Source organism: Pseudomonas sp. UMAB-40, assembly GCF_900095275.1.
Lineage (GTDB): Bacteria > Pseudomonadota > Gammaproteobacteria > Pseudomonadales > Pseudomonadaceae > Aquipseudomonas > Aquipseudomonas mandelii_B.
On the sequence record NZ_LT607576.1, the window covers coordinates 92,025 to 108,379 of the forward strand.

Sequence of the window (16,355 nt, forward strand, 5' to 3'; positions counted from 1 at the left end):
GCGTGGTGCTGTCATCTGATCCGGTTTTTTTTAACCAGCCTGTGCCAGGCCTCGTAAATAATCGCCGAAACCACCGCGTGCGCGGCTGTCCAGTCGAGCACTGGTCAGCACTTGCGGGCGATGGCTCCAGGCAATGTTTGCGCCACAGCGTTCGAGTTGCCGCACCAATTGCACATCTTCGTTACAGGCCAGTGGTTCGAAACCGCCGGCGCGCTGATAGGCGTCAGCGCTGATGCCCAGATTGGCCCCATGGATGTGCCGATGACCTTCGCGGGCCTGATAGTGCTGGTGATAGCGAATCTGAGCCGACTCATCGAACGACTCGTGCCACGCCTCCACCGTGACCGTGCCGCACACCGCATCGACGTCGAGGGCCAGTTGCGCCACCAGCCAATCCTGCGCCACACGGCTGTCGGCATCGGAACAGGAAATCCAGCGCGCCCCGCGCTCCAGCAGAAACCGTGCGCCTGCGGCGCGAGCCTGACCGACATTACGCGCCTCGATCGCCAGACTATGCACCGGATAAGCACCGACGATCTCCGAGGACCGGTCGGTACAACTGTCGAGCACCACCAGCACCTCGACGGCTTCACCGCCCAGCCGTTCGTGTTGCGCGGCGAGCAGGGCCGCTTCAAGGCAGTCTTCGAGCAAGTCTTCTTCGTTATGCGCGGGGATCAGAATGCCAATCATCGCAAACCCTCCAGAGCCGCCACGGAGCGTGGTTCACGACTCCAGAGTTCCAGTAGAAAATCCGCTTCCTGATGCAGGACCAGGCGCGGTAAATGCAAATGTTCGTGGAGCAAGTCATGGACCTGGCGGGCATTCAACGGACAGCCGTCGATGGGTGGCCGCCAGTGGCAAGCCAGCAGTTGGCCGTCGGCGGTCAGCGATTGTGCAGCCTGTGCGATCAAGCGTTTCAGGTCATCGGCGTCGAGGTAGTAGCCGATCTCGCTGAGCACGATCAGGTCGAATTTTTCCTCCGGCCAATCGCCAGGCAAGCGACTGTGGTGGACTTCGGCGTGGTCGAACGGGCCGAGTCGGGTGCGGGCGAGCGTTACGGCGGCGGCAGCGGTGTCGCAACACAGCAGACGATTGCAGCGGCTGGCCAAGTCAAAGCTCAGCTCGCCATTGGCGCAGCCGGGTTCGAAGATCGCGCGGTAGTGTGGGCGGGGCAGTGCGGCGAGGGTGATTGCGCGTTTGCGTTGTTCATACCAGCGCTGACGGAACGACCAGGGATCATCGTTCCCGGCAAACAACCCATCGAAATAGCGATCGTCGACGCTCATACAAACACCACTTCGAACGGTTGCAACAGTCTCTCCAGCACATAGGGCGCCAGCACGGGCGGCAAGCCGGCTTGCGGGTCACCCTCCAACTGGCTGGCAAAGGCGTGGATCGCGTGGCGTTTGCGCGCGACCAGGTGCGGGGCGAGGAGGATTTTCCGCGCCCGGTGCCACGGCACGAAACTGTCTTCAGGTGCTGCCCAGTGCCAGGTCCATACGGGCAATTCATAGACGGTTGCACCGGCGCGCTTTGCCGCTGTGGCGCTGGCCCGGCCCACGGCTTCGTGGTCGCAGTGGCCGTCCTCGCGCCATGTGGTGAATACCACATCGTTGGGGTGCAAGTGACGTTCGATGAATTCGCTCAATTCGCTTTCTCGATCAGCCACCAGGCTGTCCTTGAATCCGCCGCGCAGCCATTTCAGACTGTGCAGCGGCACGCCAAGACGCCGCAAAGCTTCGACCGATTCCTGAGGCCGGACCGCGCTCAGGCGTTCCACCGGCCAGCGCTCGGAGCCAGGATGGCTGGCGCTGCCATCGGTGACCGAGATCAGTTGCAAGGGCCGACCGGCGGCGGCGAGCAATTGCAGGAAACCGCCGCAGCCCAGCACTTCGTCATCCGGGTGCGGCGCGATGATCACTGCGCGGGCACCTTCCGGCACCAGGCTCAGGATGTCGATCACCGGTAACTGCGCCAGGTGGCTGGAGGTCTGCCACCGATGAAGCGGCGTGCCCTGGCCGACGATAGGGTTGGTTTTCATAACGTCCATGTTCCGGTAATGACGGTTTGGCCGAGGGCGGCGAGGTCCCGTTCGGCGTGGCTTTGGCGCAGGAACACCGGCAGGTCGGCGATCAATCGGGCGAACTGCCGATCCCTACAATAGGGAACGGCCCCCAAGGCGTGGCCGACATGCAGCATGACCTGTTCAGCGGTGTGTTCCACCACCGCCCGGGTGCGCCGGGCCAGCAGTTCGGCGTCGTCCAGCGGCGCGGCGTCGATCATCAGCGCGCTGACCCGCAACACCTCGGCAGCGGCATGCAGCGCGCTGTCGACGGCGCCGAGGTGGGCGAGGGCATGGGGTTCTTCACGGAGGGCGCAGTGAGTGCGCAGGCGTTCGGCGATGCTCTGTGCCGCGCCGTACCAGCAAGCGGCAATGCCGATGCCGCCCTGCCAGAAACCGGGCCGATCCAGGTAATCGCCGCGGTAGCCGATGGCTTGTCCTTCGGCGCCTTCGAACAGCACTTCGACACTGCCAGTGGCGCCCATGCCGACGGCTTGCCAGCCCTCATCGGTAAGGGTCACGCCGGGTTGATCCAGCGCCACCGCAACCAGTTGCTGGCAGTCCTGATGATCCCAGGCCGTGAGCAACGCATGACTCAACACCGCCGCACCCGAGCACCAGGCCTTGCGTCCGTTCAGCACCACCATCTGACCCTGCGGACGGACGCGCACCCGCGCCTGTGGCGGTTCAGCGGCCCACATGCCCCACGTGCTGCCCGGCGTTGGCGAGCCACCGAGTTGCTGGATGATCGCCAGCGCATCGGTATGGCCTTCGTACAATTTGCACAACCCCAGGTCATGCCCACCGACTGCGGCCAACCGCTGGAAGCGCTCCAGCGTCTGGCCGCCGCCCGGCAGCGGAAGTTGATCGAGTCCAGCCTCCACCAGCGCCCGCAGGCACCGGCCTAACGCCTGAGTATCGGCGTAGTCCGGTGGCTGGCGATCGAGAAAGGCTTGAAGGTCCATTTCACTCTTCTTCCTCATGCTGCAATTCGAACAGCAGCAGCGAACGGCCGGTGACGGAATACTCGTGACCGAACTCGAAGCGTTCCTGCCCGCGAATTGACGGTTGATTGGTGTCGACCATGCACGTCCAGTGATAGCCGTCCGGCACTTCCGGCAAGGTGAAGTTGACGATGTCGTGGTGCGCGTTGACCACCAGCAACAAGGTCGCGTCACCGCCCTTGCGACGGATACCGGTTTCCTGGGCGCGGCCGTCCATCAACATGCCGAGGCAGCGGCCGTGGGCTTCTTCCCACTGCTCGGTGGACATTTCGCTGCCATCCGGGGCGAGCCAGGTCACGTCCTTGACGCCGATGTCCTCGTTGTAATTGCCCACCAGGAAGCGTCCGCGACGCAGGATCGGATAGGCCAGACGCAACTTGATCAGGCGTTTGACAAACTTGAGCAGGGCCTTGCCGTCTTCGCTCAGGTCCCAATTGACCCAACCGATCTCGCTGTCCTGGCAATAGGCGTTGTTGTTGCCTTCCTGGGTCCGGGCGAATTCGTCGCCGGCCACCAGCATCGGTGTGCCTTGGGACAGCAGCAGCGTGGCGAAGAAATTGCGCATTTGCCGCTGACGCAATTCATTGATCTCGGGGTCGTCGGTCGGGCCTTCGACGCCGTGGTTCCAGGACAGGTTGTTGTTGCTGCCGTCCTGATTGTTCTCGTCGTTGGCTTCGTTGTGCTTGTCGTTGTACGACACCAGGTCATTCAGGGTGAAACCGTCATGCGCGGTGATGAAGTTCAACGAGGCGTAGGGCCGCCGACCGCGCTGGTTGAACATCTCGCCGGACGCGGTCATGCGGCTGGCGAAGTCCGCGAGTTGGCCGTCGTCGCCTTTCCAGAAGGCGCGCACGGTGTCGCGGAACTTGTCGTTCCATTCGACCCAGCCCGGCGGAAAACCACCGACCTGATAACCGCCGGGGCCGCAATCCCATGGCTCGGCGATCATCTTCACCTGGCGCAGCACCGGGTCCTGGCGGCAGGCTACAAGGAAACTGTGACGTTCATCAAACCCGTCGTGGTAGCGCCCGAGGATGGTCGCCAGGTCGAAGCGGAAACCGTCCACGTGCATTTCCGAGGCCCAATAGCGCAGGGAGTCGGTGACCATTTGCAGCACGCAAGGGTGACTCAAATCGAGGGTGTTGCCGGTGCCGGAATCGTTGATGTAGTAGCGCTTGTCATCGGGCATCAAGCGGTAATACGAGGCGTTGTCGATGCCGCGCATGGACAGGGTCGGACCTTGTTCGTTGCCCTCGGCGGTGTGGTTGTAGACCACGTCGAGGATCACTTCCAGGTTGGCCTCGTGCAGGTGCGCGACCATCTCCTTGAACTCGGCGATCTTGCCGCTGGCCAGGTAACGCGGGTCCGGGGCGAAGAACGCGATGCTGTTGTAGCCCCAGTAATTGGTCATGCCTTTGTGCAGCAGGTGCTGGTCGTTGACGAAGGCGTGGATCGGCAGCAACTCCACCGACGACACCCCGAGCTTGCGAATGTGTTCCAGCACGTCATCGACCATCAACCCGGCGAAGGTGCCACGCACGTTCTCGGGGACGGAAGGGTGACGCATGCTGATGCCACGCACGTGGGTCTCATAAATGATCGTCTTGTCCCACGGCACGCTGACGCGATGGTCGTGGCCCCAGGTGTGCGCCGGGTCAATCACCTTGCACTTGGGGACAAACGGTGCGCTGTCGCGTTCGTCGAAACTCAAATCGGCATCGGGATGCCCGATGGTGTAGCCGAACAGCGCTTCGGACCATTTCAGCTGGCCGACCAGTTGTTTGGCATAGGGGTCGATCAGCAGTTTGTTGTGGTTGAAACGATGACCGTTGGCCGGGTCGTATGGGCCATAGACACGGTAGCCGTAAATCAGCCCTGGATGGGCGTCGGGCAAATAGCCGTGGTAGATCTCGTCGGTGTATTCCGGCAGCTCGATGCGTTCGAGTTCGACCTCGCCGGCATCGTCGAAGATGCACAGTTCGACCTTGGTGGCGTTGGCGGAAAACAAGGCAAAGTTGACCCCCAGACCATCCCAGGTCGCACCCAGCGGGAAGGGCAAGCCTTCACGGATTCGCGAGGCCTCGACGTGAGGTTCTGGCGCGGCTTTCTTTGGACTGGACATAGATGCTCCTGCAAAAAGGGGATTCTTTGTAGGAGCGAGGCTGACCGCGAAGGCGGTGTTTCAGTCACAGTTGAATCGACTGACATGCCGCCTTCGCGGGCAAGCCTCGCTCCTACAGGTTTTTCGTGGGCGAGTGAGCACACGGTGGCCAGGGGGCTGGCCACGAGGTCAATCAGGACGCGATAGTGAAGCGTCAGACAGCAGGCGGTTTGCGCGCTGCTTTAGGCTTCTTCTCGGCAGCTTTTTCGCCTGGCGGAATCACCTTCGAGGCCGCAGCAGGCTTGGCCTTGGCTTTCGGCTCGGGGACCTTGCCATTAGCGGCTTTAGCCGCCGCAGGTTTGGCAGCCGTTTTACTGCCAGCAGCCTTGGGCGATTTTTTGGGGGCGAGGGCTTCGGCTTCAGCGAGCTTGCGCGCCATCTCCCAGTGCCGGGCTTCCTGGCCTTCGGGTTTGCCTTCCGATTCCCAGATTTGATAGGCAAATTCGCGAACGCGTTTATCGTCGGTACTCATCGCAATACTCCTGAACTGAACTCAAGCTTGGGTAAACGTTTGAATAATGAGATTGACCGGGAAATCCCCCAGCGCGGCGCTGATGTTCAGCTCCCTGTGGTGTGTGACTGCGGTGCTTGAAAAAAGTCCCTTCAGATTTTCCTCAGAGGCGGTGAACGGTAATTTGACCCGTGTATCGCCCCAGCGCAGCGCGTCAACCCGGGGTTCGGCACTGTTTTCCAGCAGCGGGGCGCAACGTATCGGTACGATCACGATGGCCCGTTTTCCCTGATGTTCGCGAGCAAAGGCCAGCACTCGGTGAGCCTGGCTGCCCACGACTTCAAGGGCTTGATACGTCCCTCGCCGAAACAGCTCCGCATGCTCCGCCCGCAGGTTCAACACCTGCTTGATAAGGGTTTGCTTGATGTGCCCGTTACGCCAGTTGGCCAACAGGTCGGGCAGATTCATCGACACCTGCATCGCCTGTTGGCGGCTCGCGTAATCCACTGGCCGGCGGTTGTCCGGGTCCACCAGCGAGAAGTCCCAGTACTCGTTGCCCTGGTAGAGGTCCGGGATCCCCGGCACAGTCATTCGCAGCAAGGTTTGCGCCAAACCATTGATCGCGCCGGGAGCGGCCATCGTTTGAACTGCCTTGCCGAGGGCGGTACGCAACAACTCACCCTCCGGGCTAAGCAGCAGGCGCTCGATAAAGACCTGCATGGCTTTTTCATATGGCTCGTTCGCCGCGCTCCAACTGCTTTGCAGCTTGGCTTCACGCAAGGCTTTCTGTTGCCATTGCCACAGACGCGTGGCGTAGTCCTCAAGCGCGGGCTGATCGTCAACGCGCAGGTCCAGCGGCCAGCTGCCGAGAATGGCTTGATAGAGGATCAGCTCATCGCCGGCCGAGGGCATCTGATCGTCGTCATGCAGGGGCCGGGCGAGTGTTCGCCAGAGCGGAACCTGCTCGGCGTACCAGGCACTGCGTTCACTCAAGACCGCCAACCGCGCGCGAGTGTCTTCGCCGCGCTTGTGGTCGTGGGTGGCGGTGGCCAGCAGGTTGTCCGGAAACTGCTCCAGGCGATTGATGCAGACGGCATGGAAATCGGCGACCGGCGCACTGAATTGCTCGGTGCTGAAGCCCACGTCGTTGCGCGACAGCAGCACCGCCGAGCGATAGAACGCGGTGTCTTCCACCGCCTTGGCCGCGGCGGGTGAAGTCAGTTGCTGGAACCGCACGCAGGCATGCTTGAGGATCTTGCGCTGACGGCCCACCGGGCGTTTGCGCCACGGTTCACCGCCGAGCCAGCCGGCCAGGCAATCGAGCACTGGCCAATCGGCCTCGCCCAAGGTTTGCCGTGCACCGTCCATGGCCTGCTGGAAAAACACATCGTCTTCGGCAGAACGGCCACGCGGGCTGATGTAGGTGCGGTACACCGGGAAGTGCACAATCAGTTCCTGCAACGCCCGACGAATCGCGCCAAGGGTCAGGTCGCGGGTCATCAGGTCGTCCCGGGCCACTTGCAGCAACGCCTGGGCCACACTCTCGAAATCACCGGCCAATGAGCCGTTGAGAATCTGTTGACGCGCCAGTTGCGCTTCCTGACGGAAGTCGGCGGGCCGTTCGCTATAGCGATTCCACAGATGGCCCAGGTTTTCCGCGCCTTGTGGATCGTGCTGCAGCAACGACAACTGGTTCATGAATTCGTAACCGGTGGTGCCATCCACCGACCAGTCGCGGTGCAGGGTTTCGCCTTCACCGAGAATCTTTTCGACGTAGATCGGCAGGTGCCGGTCGGGCGACAGCGTATCGACCCGACGCCGCAGTTTGCGGCAGTAGCCGCGCGGGTCGGCGAGGCCATCGATGTGGTCGATGCGCAAACCGTCGACCAGGCCTTCAGCCACCAGCTCGAAGATTTTCGCGTGGGTCGCTTCGAACACGGCGGGACGTTCGACCCGCAGGCCGCCGAGCTCGTTGACATCGAAAAAGCGCCGCCAATTGATGTCATCCGCCGCCGTGCGCCAACTGGCCAGCCGATAACTCTGGCGTTCGAGCAGGTTGTGCAGCCGTTGGAAACCTTCGGGCGTTTGCGAATCGTAGGCGCCAAGGTTCTGCTGGATGCACCGCAGGAGCGCGGGGTCACTGGCCAGTTCACGCAGTTCTGCCTTCAGCGGTTGCGCGAGGCTGTGAGCATCGGTCTGGTAGCTCAAGGCACTGAAACGGTCGGCGAGAAACTTGAGTGGTTCGTCGTCGGTTCTCAGCAGTTCACCGTAGCTCGACGGGCAGATCGGGAAATGATGCTCGTAGTGCTCGACATAAAACGCGCCGCGCTCTGCATCGAAACGCAAGGGCAGGGTGCCGTCCTGCAGGGCGACGCCGTAGTCGCTGCCGAGGAACGGCAACAGCAACTGGCCCTCCATCAGCGGGTCGGAGGAGTGCCATTGAATGTCGAAAAACTCGCCGTAAGGGCTCAGGCGTCCCCATTCCAGCAAGTCCAGCCACCAGGGGTTATCGCCGCCACCGACGGCCATGTGGTTGGAGACGATGTCGAGGATCAGCCCCATCTTGTGTTCGCGCAGGGCCGCAACCAATCGGCGCAAGGCGGCTTCGCCACCCAACTCAGGGTTGACCGTGGTCGGGTCCACGACATCGTAGCCATGCATGGACCCGGCACGGGCGGCGAGCAGTGGCGAGGCATAGACATGGCTGATGCCCAGACTGGCAAAGTACGGCACCAGCGGCACCGCTTGATCCAGGGTAAAGCCTTTATGAAATTGCAGGCGCAGGGTTGCCCGCAGCGGTTGGATTAACGGATGAGTCATTGGTCACGCTCGCCAGCCTGAAGTCGCGCACAGGCGAGCAATTCCAGACGCCGGGCAGCGTCCGGGTCGTCGAGCAGCGCTTCGCTGCCGCCGGGCAGGCGTCGCGACCAGTTGGGGTGCGTGTCGATGGTGCCGGGCAGGTTGGCCTGCTGTTCGATGCCCAAGGCATCTTCCAGTGGCAGCAACACCAACGGAGCGCGGGTATGACCGAGAAAGCGTACCGCCGCATCCAGTATCTGGTCCGTCTCATGGGACTCTTCGCGAAAGTTCTGCGGGTCCTCGCTCAGCACGCGACGCAGGCCCTCACGTTCGCGTTCACGGTGGTGGCGCCATTCGATTTCACCCGTGGCATCGACCAGGCCCAGTCGGGCGTTCCAGTCGATGTCACGGCCATGCCACCAGCCATTGAGCGTCGGCAGGTCATGGGTGCTGGTGGTCGCGAGGGCGTTGTCCGGCCAGTCGAGAATCGATTTGAAATGCGTGTTGTCCTGTTCAAACAGCAGCACGCGCATGCCGAGGATCGAGCGGGCGATGAGTTTTTCCCGCAGACCATCGGCCACCGTCCCGAGGTCTTCGCCCAGGACGATCGCCTGATGGCGATGGGATTCAAGGCTGAGCAAGCGCAGCAGGTCGTCCACCGGGTAATACAGGTAGGCGCCGTCGGCGGGCGGCGAGCCATTGGGGATCACCCACAGCCGTTGCAGGCCCATGACGTGGTCAATGCGCAAGCCGCCGGCGTGGGCGAAGTTGGCCCGAAGCATTTCGATGAACGCACGAAAGCCGTTGCGCACCAGGCCTTCTGGAGAAAACGCGGAAATACCCCAGCCCTGACCGGTGCGGTTAAGAATGTCCGGCGGTGCGCCGACCGTCAGTGAAGCGAGCAATTCGTCCTGGCGACTCCAGGCCTGACTGCCACCGCCGTCGGCACCCACCGCCAGATCAGCGATCAGCCCAATGCTCATCCCCGCGCTGCGGGCGGCGGCTTGCGCGCGCTCCAGGCAGCGGGTGATCAACCATTGGCTGAAGGCGAAGAAGCCAATGCGACCGGCGTTCTCTTCGGCAAATTCGGCGAGGGCGGCGCTGCGCGGGTCGCGCCATTGTTCCGGCCACTCGCGCCAGTCGAGGGTTTCACCCTTGGCGGCGCGGGCTTCTTGAATGGCTTCGAAGCGGCAGTGGTTTTCCAGGGCTTCGCCGGCGGCATGGCGGAAGCTGCTGAAGTCGGCATGCAACGGGTGTTCGCCCTGGACGAAACCTTCGTACAAGGCTTGCAGCAAACGATGCTTGGCTTCGGCGGCGACGGGCCAGTCAATCAGCGGCTGCTCTTCCAGATGTTGCAGTTCGGCGGCCAGCCCGGTGGCATCAATCGCGGCCCGCCACGCGCGTTCACCGAGAATGGCACCTGGCGCGGCATAGAGGCTGTTGAGGAACAAACGGCTGGACGGTGAATACGGGCTGTAGCGCTGGGTGTCGCTGCCGAACATCGCATGCAACGGACTGATTGCCAACGCCTCGGCGCCGCGTTCGCCGGCCACTCGGGCGAGGTCTTCCAGCGCCTGGGTATCGCCGAATCCGCAATCGCCAGGTCGACGCAGCGAATACAACTGCACGCTCAGGCCCCAGGTACGCGGAATCGGACTGTCAACGGCATCGCCGACGCTGTAGCAACGTGTCGGTGCCACGGCCAGGGTAAAGGATTGTCCGTCGATGCTGACGTGCTGATACCCGACCGGAACCAGGCCCGGCAGCTTCGCCTCGGCATCCAGTTTCAGGTTGAGTCGTGAGCCATCTTCAAGGTGGATCTCGCACGGTGTTTGCGGCTCGAAGAAGTGCGCCAGGTCGAGGCTGACGCCGACATCGGCAGTGATCAGCGGCGGCAGGTGCCGGGTCTGTTGCACCTGCTGCAATTGCAGGAGGCTGGCGTCGATTTCCTGTGCGGAGCCGGCGGGGTGGCCGAGTCCGGTCAGGACGTTGCGCAATACCGAGGGGGCGACTTTCTGTGGGCGGCCGTTGGCGTCGATCCAGTCGACGGCCAAACCGGCACGGCTGGCCAGTATTTCCAGTTGCGCATCACTCATTGGCGCTCTCCATCCGGGGGTAGCAAGGGGGCTGCGGCCGTGAGGCTGACTAGCGCGCAATACGGGGCAAGGGTGCCCTGTTCCAACAGGCCGGCTGACTGAGGCGGCGTTTCGAACAACAACCTGGCGTCGGCCTGTGGGGAGTGGACCACTGGCTTGTCGCTGAGGTTCAGGTCAATGCGCAGCTGTCGGCCATTCCCCAATAGCCAGCGCGCCGTCACGGCACCTTCGGCCAGCACCTCGGCCCCCAGGGGCTGAGCCCCCGGCAGGTGCGGAATAATGTGGTCATGACGAATCCCCAGCAGCTGGTGATACAACGCCTGCATGGCCGATTGCCGGGTGGCGGTCAGTGTCGGCCGCGACGCCTCAAAGGTCTGCTGCGCATTGGGATCGGGGATCTGCTCGCGTTTATGCGGATCAGCAAAGGCGCTAAACGCTGCAAATTCATTCCGTCGACCTTCGCGGACCAGCTCCGCCAGTTCACCGTGGTGGCTGGTAAAGAACAGGAACGGCTCCTCGGCCGCGAACTCATCGCCCATGAACATCAGCGGAATCATCGGTGACAACAGCAGCAGGGCTGTCGCCGCTTTCAAGGCGTCGAGGTGCGCCAGCTGATGCAGGCGCTCGCCGAAGGCACGGTTGCCGATCTGGTCATGATTCTGCAAAAACAGCACAAACGCGCTGGGCGGCAAGTGACCGCTGGGCTCGCCCCGGGTTGTGCCGTGGCGGGTCACGTGGCCCTGAAACACGAAGCCCTGGCTCAGGCAGCGCGCCAGTTGTTCCGTGGGGTTGTCGGCGTAGTCGGCGTAATAGGCGTCGGTTTCACCGGTCAGCAAAACGTGCAAGGCGTTGTGGCCGTCATCGTTCCACTGCGCGTCGAAACCCTCTTCCAACAGGCTCGCCTGGTTGTGTTCGTTCTCGACCGTCAGCCAGACATGCCGCGCCGGATCGGTCTGTTGCCGAACCCGTTGCGCCAGTTCCTGAAGAAAGTCCGGGCTCTCGATGGCGTGCACGGCGTCCAGGCGCAAACCGTCGAAGCGGTACTCCAGCAACCACATCAGCGCATTGTCGATGAAAAAGTCCCGCACCTCGCGCCGCCGGAAATCGATGGCCGCGCCCCAGGGCGTGTGCTTGTCTTCGCGAAAGAAGCCTTTGGCGTAGTGATGCAGGTAATTGCCGTCGGGGCCGAAGTGGTTGTAGACCACGTCGAGAATCACCGCCAGGCCATGGCCGTGGGCGGTGTCGATCAGGTGTTTGAGTTGTTCGGGAGTGCCATAGGACGCTTGGGGCGCGTAGGGCAGAACCCCGTCGTAACCCCAGTTGCGATTACCGGGAAACTGCGCCAGCGGCATCAGTTCGATCGCGGTGATGCCCAAGTCAACGAGGCGCGCCAGGTGCTGCTCGACCTCACTGAAACCGCCGAGCGCACCGACGTGTAATTCGTAGATCACGGCCTCGTTCCAGGGGCGGCCGGTCCAGGCACTGTTTTGCCATTGATAGGCGAGTGGATCGACCACCACGCTGTGCTCGCCGATATCGCCGGCCTGCGCGCGGGAGGCCGGGTCCGGCACCTCCAGCTCGCCATCGATGTTGTAGCGGTAGCGCGTACCCGCCATGCAACGGGTCTTGATCACGAACCAGCCATCAGCCTGAGGCAGTAGCGGCAAGGATTGTCCATCTTCCAGTTCGACACTGACGTAAAACGCATCTGGCGCCCACAAGGCAAAACGCGTGTGTTCTGCGTCCAGCATGATTGCGCCGTGGGGCCAGGTCTCAAGGGTCCGTAACGGCATCGTTGAAAACCTCTTTTTACTGTTTGCCCGATTTACCCAGGGCTTTGGCGACCAGTTGTTCGTAGAGTTCGGCGTAGGGTTCAACCGCCTTGCACCAGTTGAAGGGCGCGGCCATGGCACGGCACCGCATGGCGTTGAGCAGGCCGGGGAAGGCGAACACCTTGAACGCGCGGCTCAGGGCCTCTTGATAGCTTTCGACCGTGGATTCGTCGAACAGGAACCCGGTCACGCCGTTTTCAATGGTGTCGGCCAGACCGCCGGTATTGCGTGCCACCGGCAGCGAGCCGAAGCGCTGGGCGTACATCTGGCTCAAGCCGCAAGGCTCATAACGCGATGGCATCAACAGGAAATCACTGCCGGCGAACATGCGACGGGCGTCGGTTTCATTGAAGCCGATGCGCACGCCGATTTGCCCGGGGAAGCGCAGGGCGAGTTCGCGCATGGCTTGTTCTTCTTCGGGCTCGCCACGACCGATGATCGCGATCTGGCCACCGTTGTTGACGATGTATTCGGAGACCGCTTCGGTCAGGTCCAGGCCTTTCTGATAGACCAGGCGCGAGACCACGGCGAACAGCGGGCCTTCGGAGTCTTCCAGGCCGAACAGATCACGGACATGAGCAGCGTTGACCGCTTTGCCGTCCCAGTCGCCAATGCCGAACGGGCAGAACAGGTGCGGGTCGGTGGCGGCGTCCCAGCTTTCATCGATGCCATTGGGAATACCGCTCAGCAGGCCTTGCTGGGTCTTGGCGGCGAGAAAGCCGTCGAGACCACAGCCGAAGGCCGGCGTGGTGATTTCCTGGGCGTAGGTGGCGCTGACGGTGGTGATGTGACTCGAATAGGCCATGCCGGCCTTGAGGAATGACATCTTGCCGTAGAACTCCATGCCTTCCTGTTGCAAGGCATGGTTTGGAATACCAAGTTCAGGGCACGAACCCAGGCTGGTGACGCCCTGATAGGCCAGGTTATGAATGGTGAAGAGCGTCGGGGTGCGCTGTCCACGCCAGTGCATGTAGGCAGGTGCCAGCCCGGCTGGCCAGTCATGGGCATGCACCAGATCCGGGCACCAGTGAATTTGTGCAAGATTGGCGGCGATATCGGCGGCGGCGAGGCCCAGGCGGGCGAATCGAATGTGGTTGTCCGGCCAGTCGCGGCCGTTGTTGGCGCCGTAGGGAGAACCTTCGCGCTCGTAGAGTTCGGGGCAGATCAACACGTAAATGACCAGACCGTCCGGCATGTCCATGCGTCCGATCTTGCAGGGTGGCAGTGCGGCGTGCCCCCCCAGTTCACCGATGATATGGATCGGGTTTTCACTGTGCAGCACTTGCGGGTAACCGGGGATCAGCACCCGCACATCGTGAAGGTGAGACATAGCCCGGGGCAGCGCTGCGGAAACGTCGCCCAAACCGCCGGTCTTGACCAGATCGGCAATCTCGGAGGTAACGAACAACACTTTCTTTCTGTTCGGATTCTGACTGGCAGCCGGTGACAGCGTTTTGGTGCCTGGTACGCTGATCGATTGGGTGCTCGGAGCATTCACGGCGTTCGATTCGCCGACCTGCTGATGAGCACGCTCTCCCTGAATATCTAAAGCCGCACTAATCATATGAATCTCCCGTGTTGTTGATCTAATTCTAGGTCTGGCACCAACGGTGATCGTGGCCAAATCCTGTGGCCGGGCGCAAACGCGCTTCGCATCGGTGAGCAAGTGCTGCCCCATGCGCTAATGCAGAAAGGGTGGAGGGGCCGTTGCAAGGAATGCACCAGTCGCTGAGGCCCTACCTTTAACCTGACCCCTGGCCAGGACCAAAAGTTTCGAGTTTCTTACCACCAGATGACTGACCGGTTTTACCTCGCGAAAATGAGTCTAGGCCAGATCCTAGAGCGGGGCAGGTCAAGTGGCGAAATTGTTCGACAATCGGTTGGAAGAGGGTAAAGGCACAGCGCGTGTAGGGGGAAACGCACCGACGAAGGGCACGTTTATTTTTCAGGATGGGTCAAAACGGGACTGTTGAGTCACGCAAATGGGCGGGTTTTGCCGGGGATTGCACCATTGCAGTGCGATCTGTTGGCGGTTGAGGGCCCCATCGCGGGCAAGCCCGCTCCCACAGGATTTATGCGATCCCTGTGGGAGCGGGCTTGCCCGCGAAAAATATCAAGCCAGACGCGGTTTACGTCCTGAAACAAAATGACTGACATCATTGAACCCCGGCGTCGACGAATGCCCCGGTGTCACCAGCGAATCAATAAATGCCTCGTCTTCAGCCGTAATCTTCACCGTCTGCGCCTTGGTATACGCATCCCACTGTTCCTCGGTGCGCGGCCCGACTATCGCCGATGTCACCGCGCTGTTGTTCAAGACCCAGGCAATCGCGAACTCGACAATGCCCACGCCACGTTCCTGCGTGTACCGCTGAATCTGCTGGGCAATACGCAACGACTCAACCCGCCATTCGGTTTCCAGAATGCGCTTGTCAGCACGACCGGCGCGGCTGTTGGCGTCCGGTTTCACGTCCGGTGCGTACTTGCCGCTGAGCACGCCGCGCGCCAGCGGACTGTAAGGCACCACGCCCAAACCATAGTTTTGCGCGGCCGTAATCTGCTCGGTCTCGGCCTGACGGTTGACGATGTTGTACAGCGGCTGACTGATCACCGGCCGGTCGACCCCCAACTGGTCCGCCACCCGAATCACCTCGGCAATCCGCCAGCCACGGTAGTTGGACAGCCCCCAATACCGGATTTTGCCCTGGCGAATCAGATCGCCAATCGCCGACACGGTCACTTCCAGCGGCGTGTTGTGGTCTTCGCGGTGCAGGTAATAGAGGTCGAGATAGTCAGTGCTCAGACGCGTCAGGCTGGCATCAAGGCCATTGAAGATATGCTTGCGGCTCAACCCGCTGCGGTTCGGCACACCGTCCACCGGGCCGAAACCGACTTTGGTCGCCAGCACCCATTCGTGGCGGTTGCCGGCAATCGCTTCGCCGACGATCTCTTCGGAACGGCCGCCGGTGTAGACGTCCGCGGTGTCGATGAAATTGATGCCCTGGTCCCAGGCCTTGTCGATGATTCGCAGGGAATCTTCGGTGCTGGTCTGTTCGCCGAACATCATGGTGCCAGTGTCAGGGTCGACACCTGTAAACCCGAATGACCCAGCGTGCGATAGCTCATGACGAAATCCTTTTACCGGTGGGAAAGCTTCAATCAAATACCAGAACGCCTGCGCGCAGAAAACTGAATTTATCGGCAAAGTGCATGACAACGTTCTTGCAGAAACGCCTGCAACACCTTGACCCGCTCCGAGACCTGCACCCGATGCGGACACAGCAAATTGAACGGCACACTTTCGCCTTGCCAGTCATCAAACAGCGTCACCAACCGCCCGGCCTTCACATCGGCGGCGATGTCCAGCCAGGCTTTGTAAGCAATGCCATGCCCGGCCAACGCCCAGCGGCGGGCCACTTCGCCGTCATCGGTGAGATAGTCGCCGCGCACCTCAACCTCCAACACTTCATCCTGACGACTGAAACGCCAACTGTTATAAGGCCGGCCGTTGCGCAAGTAGAGCAGGGCGCTGTGTTCGCTGAGGTCAGTCGGCGTTTTCGGCGTACCGTGGCGGGCGAGGTAGTCGGGACCGGCGCAGGCCACACGACGATGCCCCGACAGAATCGGCAACGCCACCAACGTCGAATCGCTGGGCACCCCGAAACGCAACGCCACGTCGACGGTTTCGCGAAAGAGGTCTGAGTGGCGGTCATTGAGCAGCAGTTGCAGCTGGACATTCGGGTGCTGGCGCTTGAAATCGTCCAGCCACGGCAGCAACACATTGCGCCCGAAGTCTGACGGTGCGGCCAGTTGCAATACGCCGCTCAAGCCTTGGGTTTGATGCTTGAGCGCTTGTTCACCTTCCGCCAGCGCAGCCAGGGCCAGACGCACACTTTGCAGATAACGCCGGCCTTCCTCGGTCAGGCGCATGCTGCGCGTCGAGCGTGCGA

Annotated in this window: 11 protein-coding genes and 1 pseudogene; all 12 read right to left on the reverse strand. The window is 61.9% G+C overall.

Annotated elements, in window-relative coordinates; translation table 11 throughout:
• Positions 1 to 30 precede the first annotated feature (30 nt).
• A complete protein-coding gene (locus K0F88_RS28605; RefSeq protein WP_094467590.1) occupies positions 31 to 690 on the reverse strand; it encodes a glycosyltransferase family 2 protein in 660 nt (219 codons plus the stop codon).
• On the reverse strand, positions 687 to 1,286 hold the full coding sequence (locus K0F88_RS28610; protein WP_094467589.1) for an SAM-dependent methyltransferase: 600 nt from the start codon (positions 1,284 to 1,286) through the stop codon (positions 687 to 689). The genes K0F88_RS28605 and K0F88_RS28610 overlap by 4 nt, the downstream gene beginning before the upstream one ends.
• Positions 1,283 to 2,041, reverse strand: coding sequence for a PIG-L deacetylase family protein (locus K0F88_RS28615; RefSeq protein WP_094467588.1), 759 nt, complete (start codon positions 2,039 to 2,041; stop codon positions 1,283 to 1,285). The genes K0F88_RS28610 and K0F88_RS28615 overlap by 4 nt, the downstream gene beginning before the upstream one ends.
• Positions 2,038 to 3,027, reverse strand: a complete 990-nt coding sequence (locus K0F88_RS28620; protein ID WP_094467587.1) for an acyl-CoA dehydrogenase — start codon at positions 3,025 to 3,027, stop codon at positions 2,038 to 2,040. Before K0F88_RS28620 ends, K0F88_RS28615 begins: the two co-directional genes overlap by 4 nt.
• A 1-nt stretch (position 3,028) precedes the next feature.
• Entirely contained in the window at positions 3,029 to 5,188 is a 2,160-nt protein-coding gene (glgX, locus tag K0F88_RS28625; protein WP_219097460.1) for a glycogen debranching protein GlgX, read from the reverse strand.
• Positions 5,189 to 5,381: 193 nt separating this feature from the next.
• The gene (locus K0F88_RS28630; protein WP_094467585.1) at positions 5,382 to 5,699 is read right to left on the reverse strand and encodes a DUF2934 domain-containing protein; all 318 of its coding nucleotides are present in this window, start codon (positions 5,697 to 5,699) and stop codon (positions 5,382 to 5,384) included.
• A gap of 21 nt (positions 5,700 to 5,720) precedes the next feature.
• Positions 5,721 to 8,498 (reverse strand): malto-oligosyltrehalose synthase, encoded by a 2,778-nt coding sequence (locus K0F88_RS28635; RefSeq protein ID WP_219097461.1) that lies wholly within the window; start codon positions 8,496 to 8,498, stop codon positions 5,721 to 5,723.
• On the reverse strand, positions 8,495 to 10,573 hold the full coding sequence (malQ, locus tag K0F88_RS28640) for a 4-alpha-glucanotransferase (RefSeq protein WP_219097462.1): 2,079 nt from the start codon (positions 10,571 to 10,573) through the stop codon (positions 8,495 to 8,497). Before malQ ends, K0F88_RS28635 begins: the two co-directional genes overlap by 4 nt.
• Positions 10,570 to 12,366 carry a malto-oligosyltrehalose trehalohydrolase gene (gene treZ, locus K0F88_RS28645; RefSeq protein ID WP_219097463.1) on the reverse strand — a complete coding sequence of 599 codons (1,797 nt, stop codon included), beginning with the start codon at positions 12,364 to 12,366 and terminating at the stop codon, positions 10,570 to 10,572. The genes malQ and treZ overlap by 4 nt, the downstream gene beginning before the upstream one ends.
• 16 nt (positions 12,367 to 12,382) lie before the next feature.
• The gene (gene glgA, locus K0F88_RS28650) at positions 12,383 to 13,969 is read right to left on the reverse strand and encodes a glycogen synthase GlgA (RefSeq protein WP_219097464.1); all 1,587 of its coding nucleotides are present in this window, start codon (positions 13,967 to 13,969) and stop codon (positions 12,383 to 12,385) included.
• Positions 13,970 to 14,518: 549 nt separating this feature from the next.
• Positions 14,519 to 15,531 (reverse strand): annotated as a pseudogene (locus tag K0F88_RS28655) (aldo/keto reductase).
• Between the two features lie 69 nt (positions 15,532 to 15,600).
• A partial coding sequence (locus K0F88_RS28660; RefSeq protein ID WP_257605382.1) for a LysR family transcriptional regulator occupies positions 15,601 to 16,355 on the reverse strand: 755 nt, incomplete at its 5' end.

Excerpts from the sequence above, each read along its gene's own strand:
- treZ (WP_219097463.1), bottom strand. The coding sequence starts at position 12,366 with ATGCCGTTACGGACCCTTGAGACCTGGCCCCACGGCGCAATCATGCTG.
- K0F88_RS28610 (WP_094467589.1), bottom strand. The coding sequence starts at position 1,286 with ATGAGCGTCGACGATCGCTATTTCGATGGGTTGTTTGCCGGGAACGAT.
- malQ (WP_219097462.1), bottom strand. The coding sequence starts at position 10,573 with ATGAGTGATGCGCAACTGGAAATACTGGCCAGCCGTGCCGGTTTGGCC.
- K0F88_RS28620 (WP_094467587.1), bottom strand. The coding sequence starts at position 3,027 with ATGGACCTTCAAGCCTTTCTCGATCGCCAGCCACCGGACTACGCCGAT.
- K0F88_RS28605 (WP_094467590.1), bottom strand. The coding sequence starts at position 690 with ATGATTGGCATTCTGATCCCCGCGCATAACGAAGAAGACTTGCTCGAA.
- glgX (WP_219097460.1), bottom strand. The coding sequence starts at position 5,188 with ATGTCCAGTCCAAAGAAAGCCGCGCCAGAACCTCACGTCGAGGCCTCG.
- K0F88_RS28615 (WP_094467588.1), bottom strand. The coding sequence starts at position 2,041 with ATGAAAACCAACCCTATCGTCGGCCAGGGCACGCCGCTTCATCGGTGG.
- K0F88_RS28630 (WP_094467585.1), bottom strand. The coding sequence starts at position 5,699 with ATGAGTACCGACGATAAACGCGTTCGCGAATTTGCCTATCAAATCTGG.
- K0F88_RS28635 (WP_219097461.1), bottom strand. The coding sequence starts at position 8,498 with ATGACTCATCCGTTAATCCAACCGCTGCGGGCAACCCTGCGCCTGCAA.
- glgA (WP_219097464.1), bottom strand. The coding sequence starts at position 13,969 with ATGATTAGTGCGGCTTTAGATATTCAGGGAGAGCGTGCTCATCAGCAG.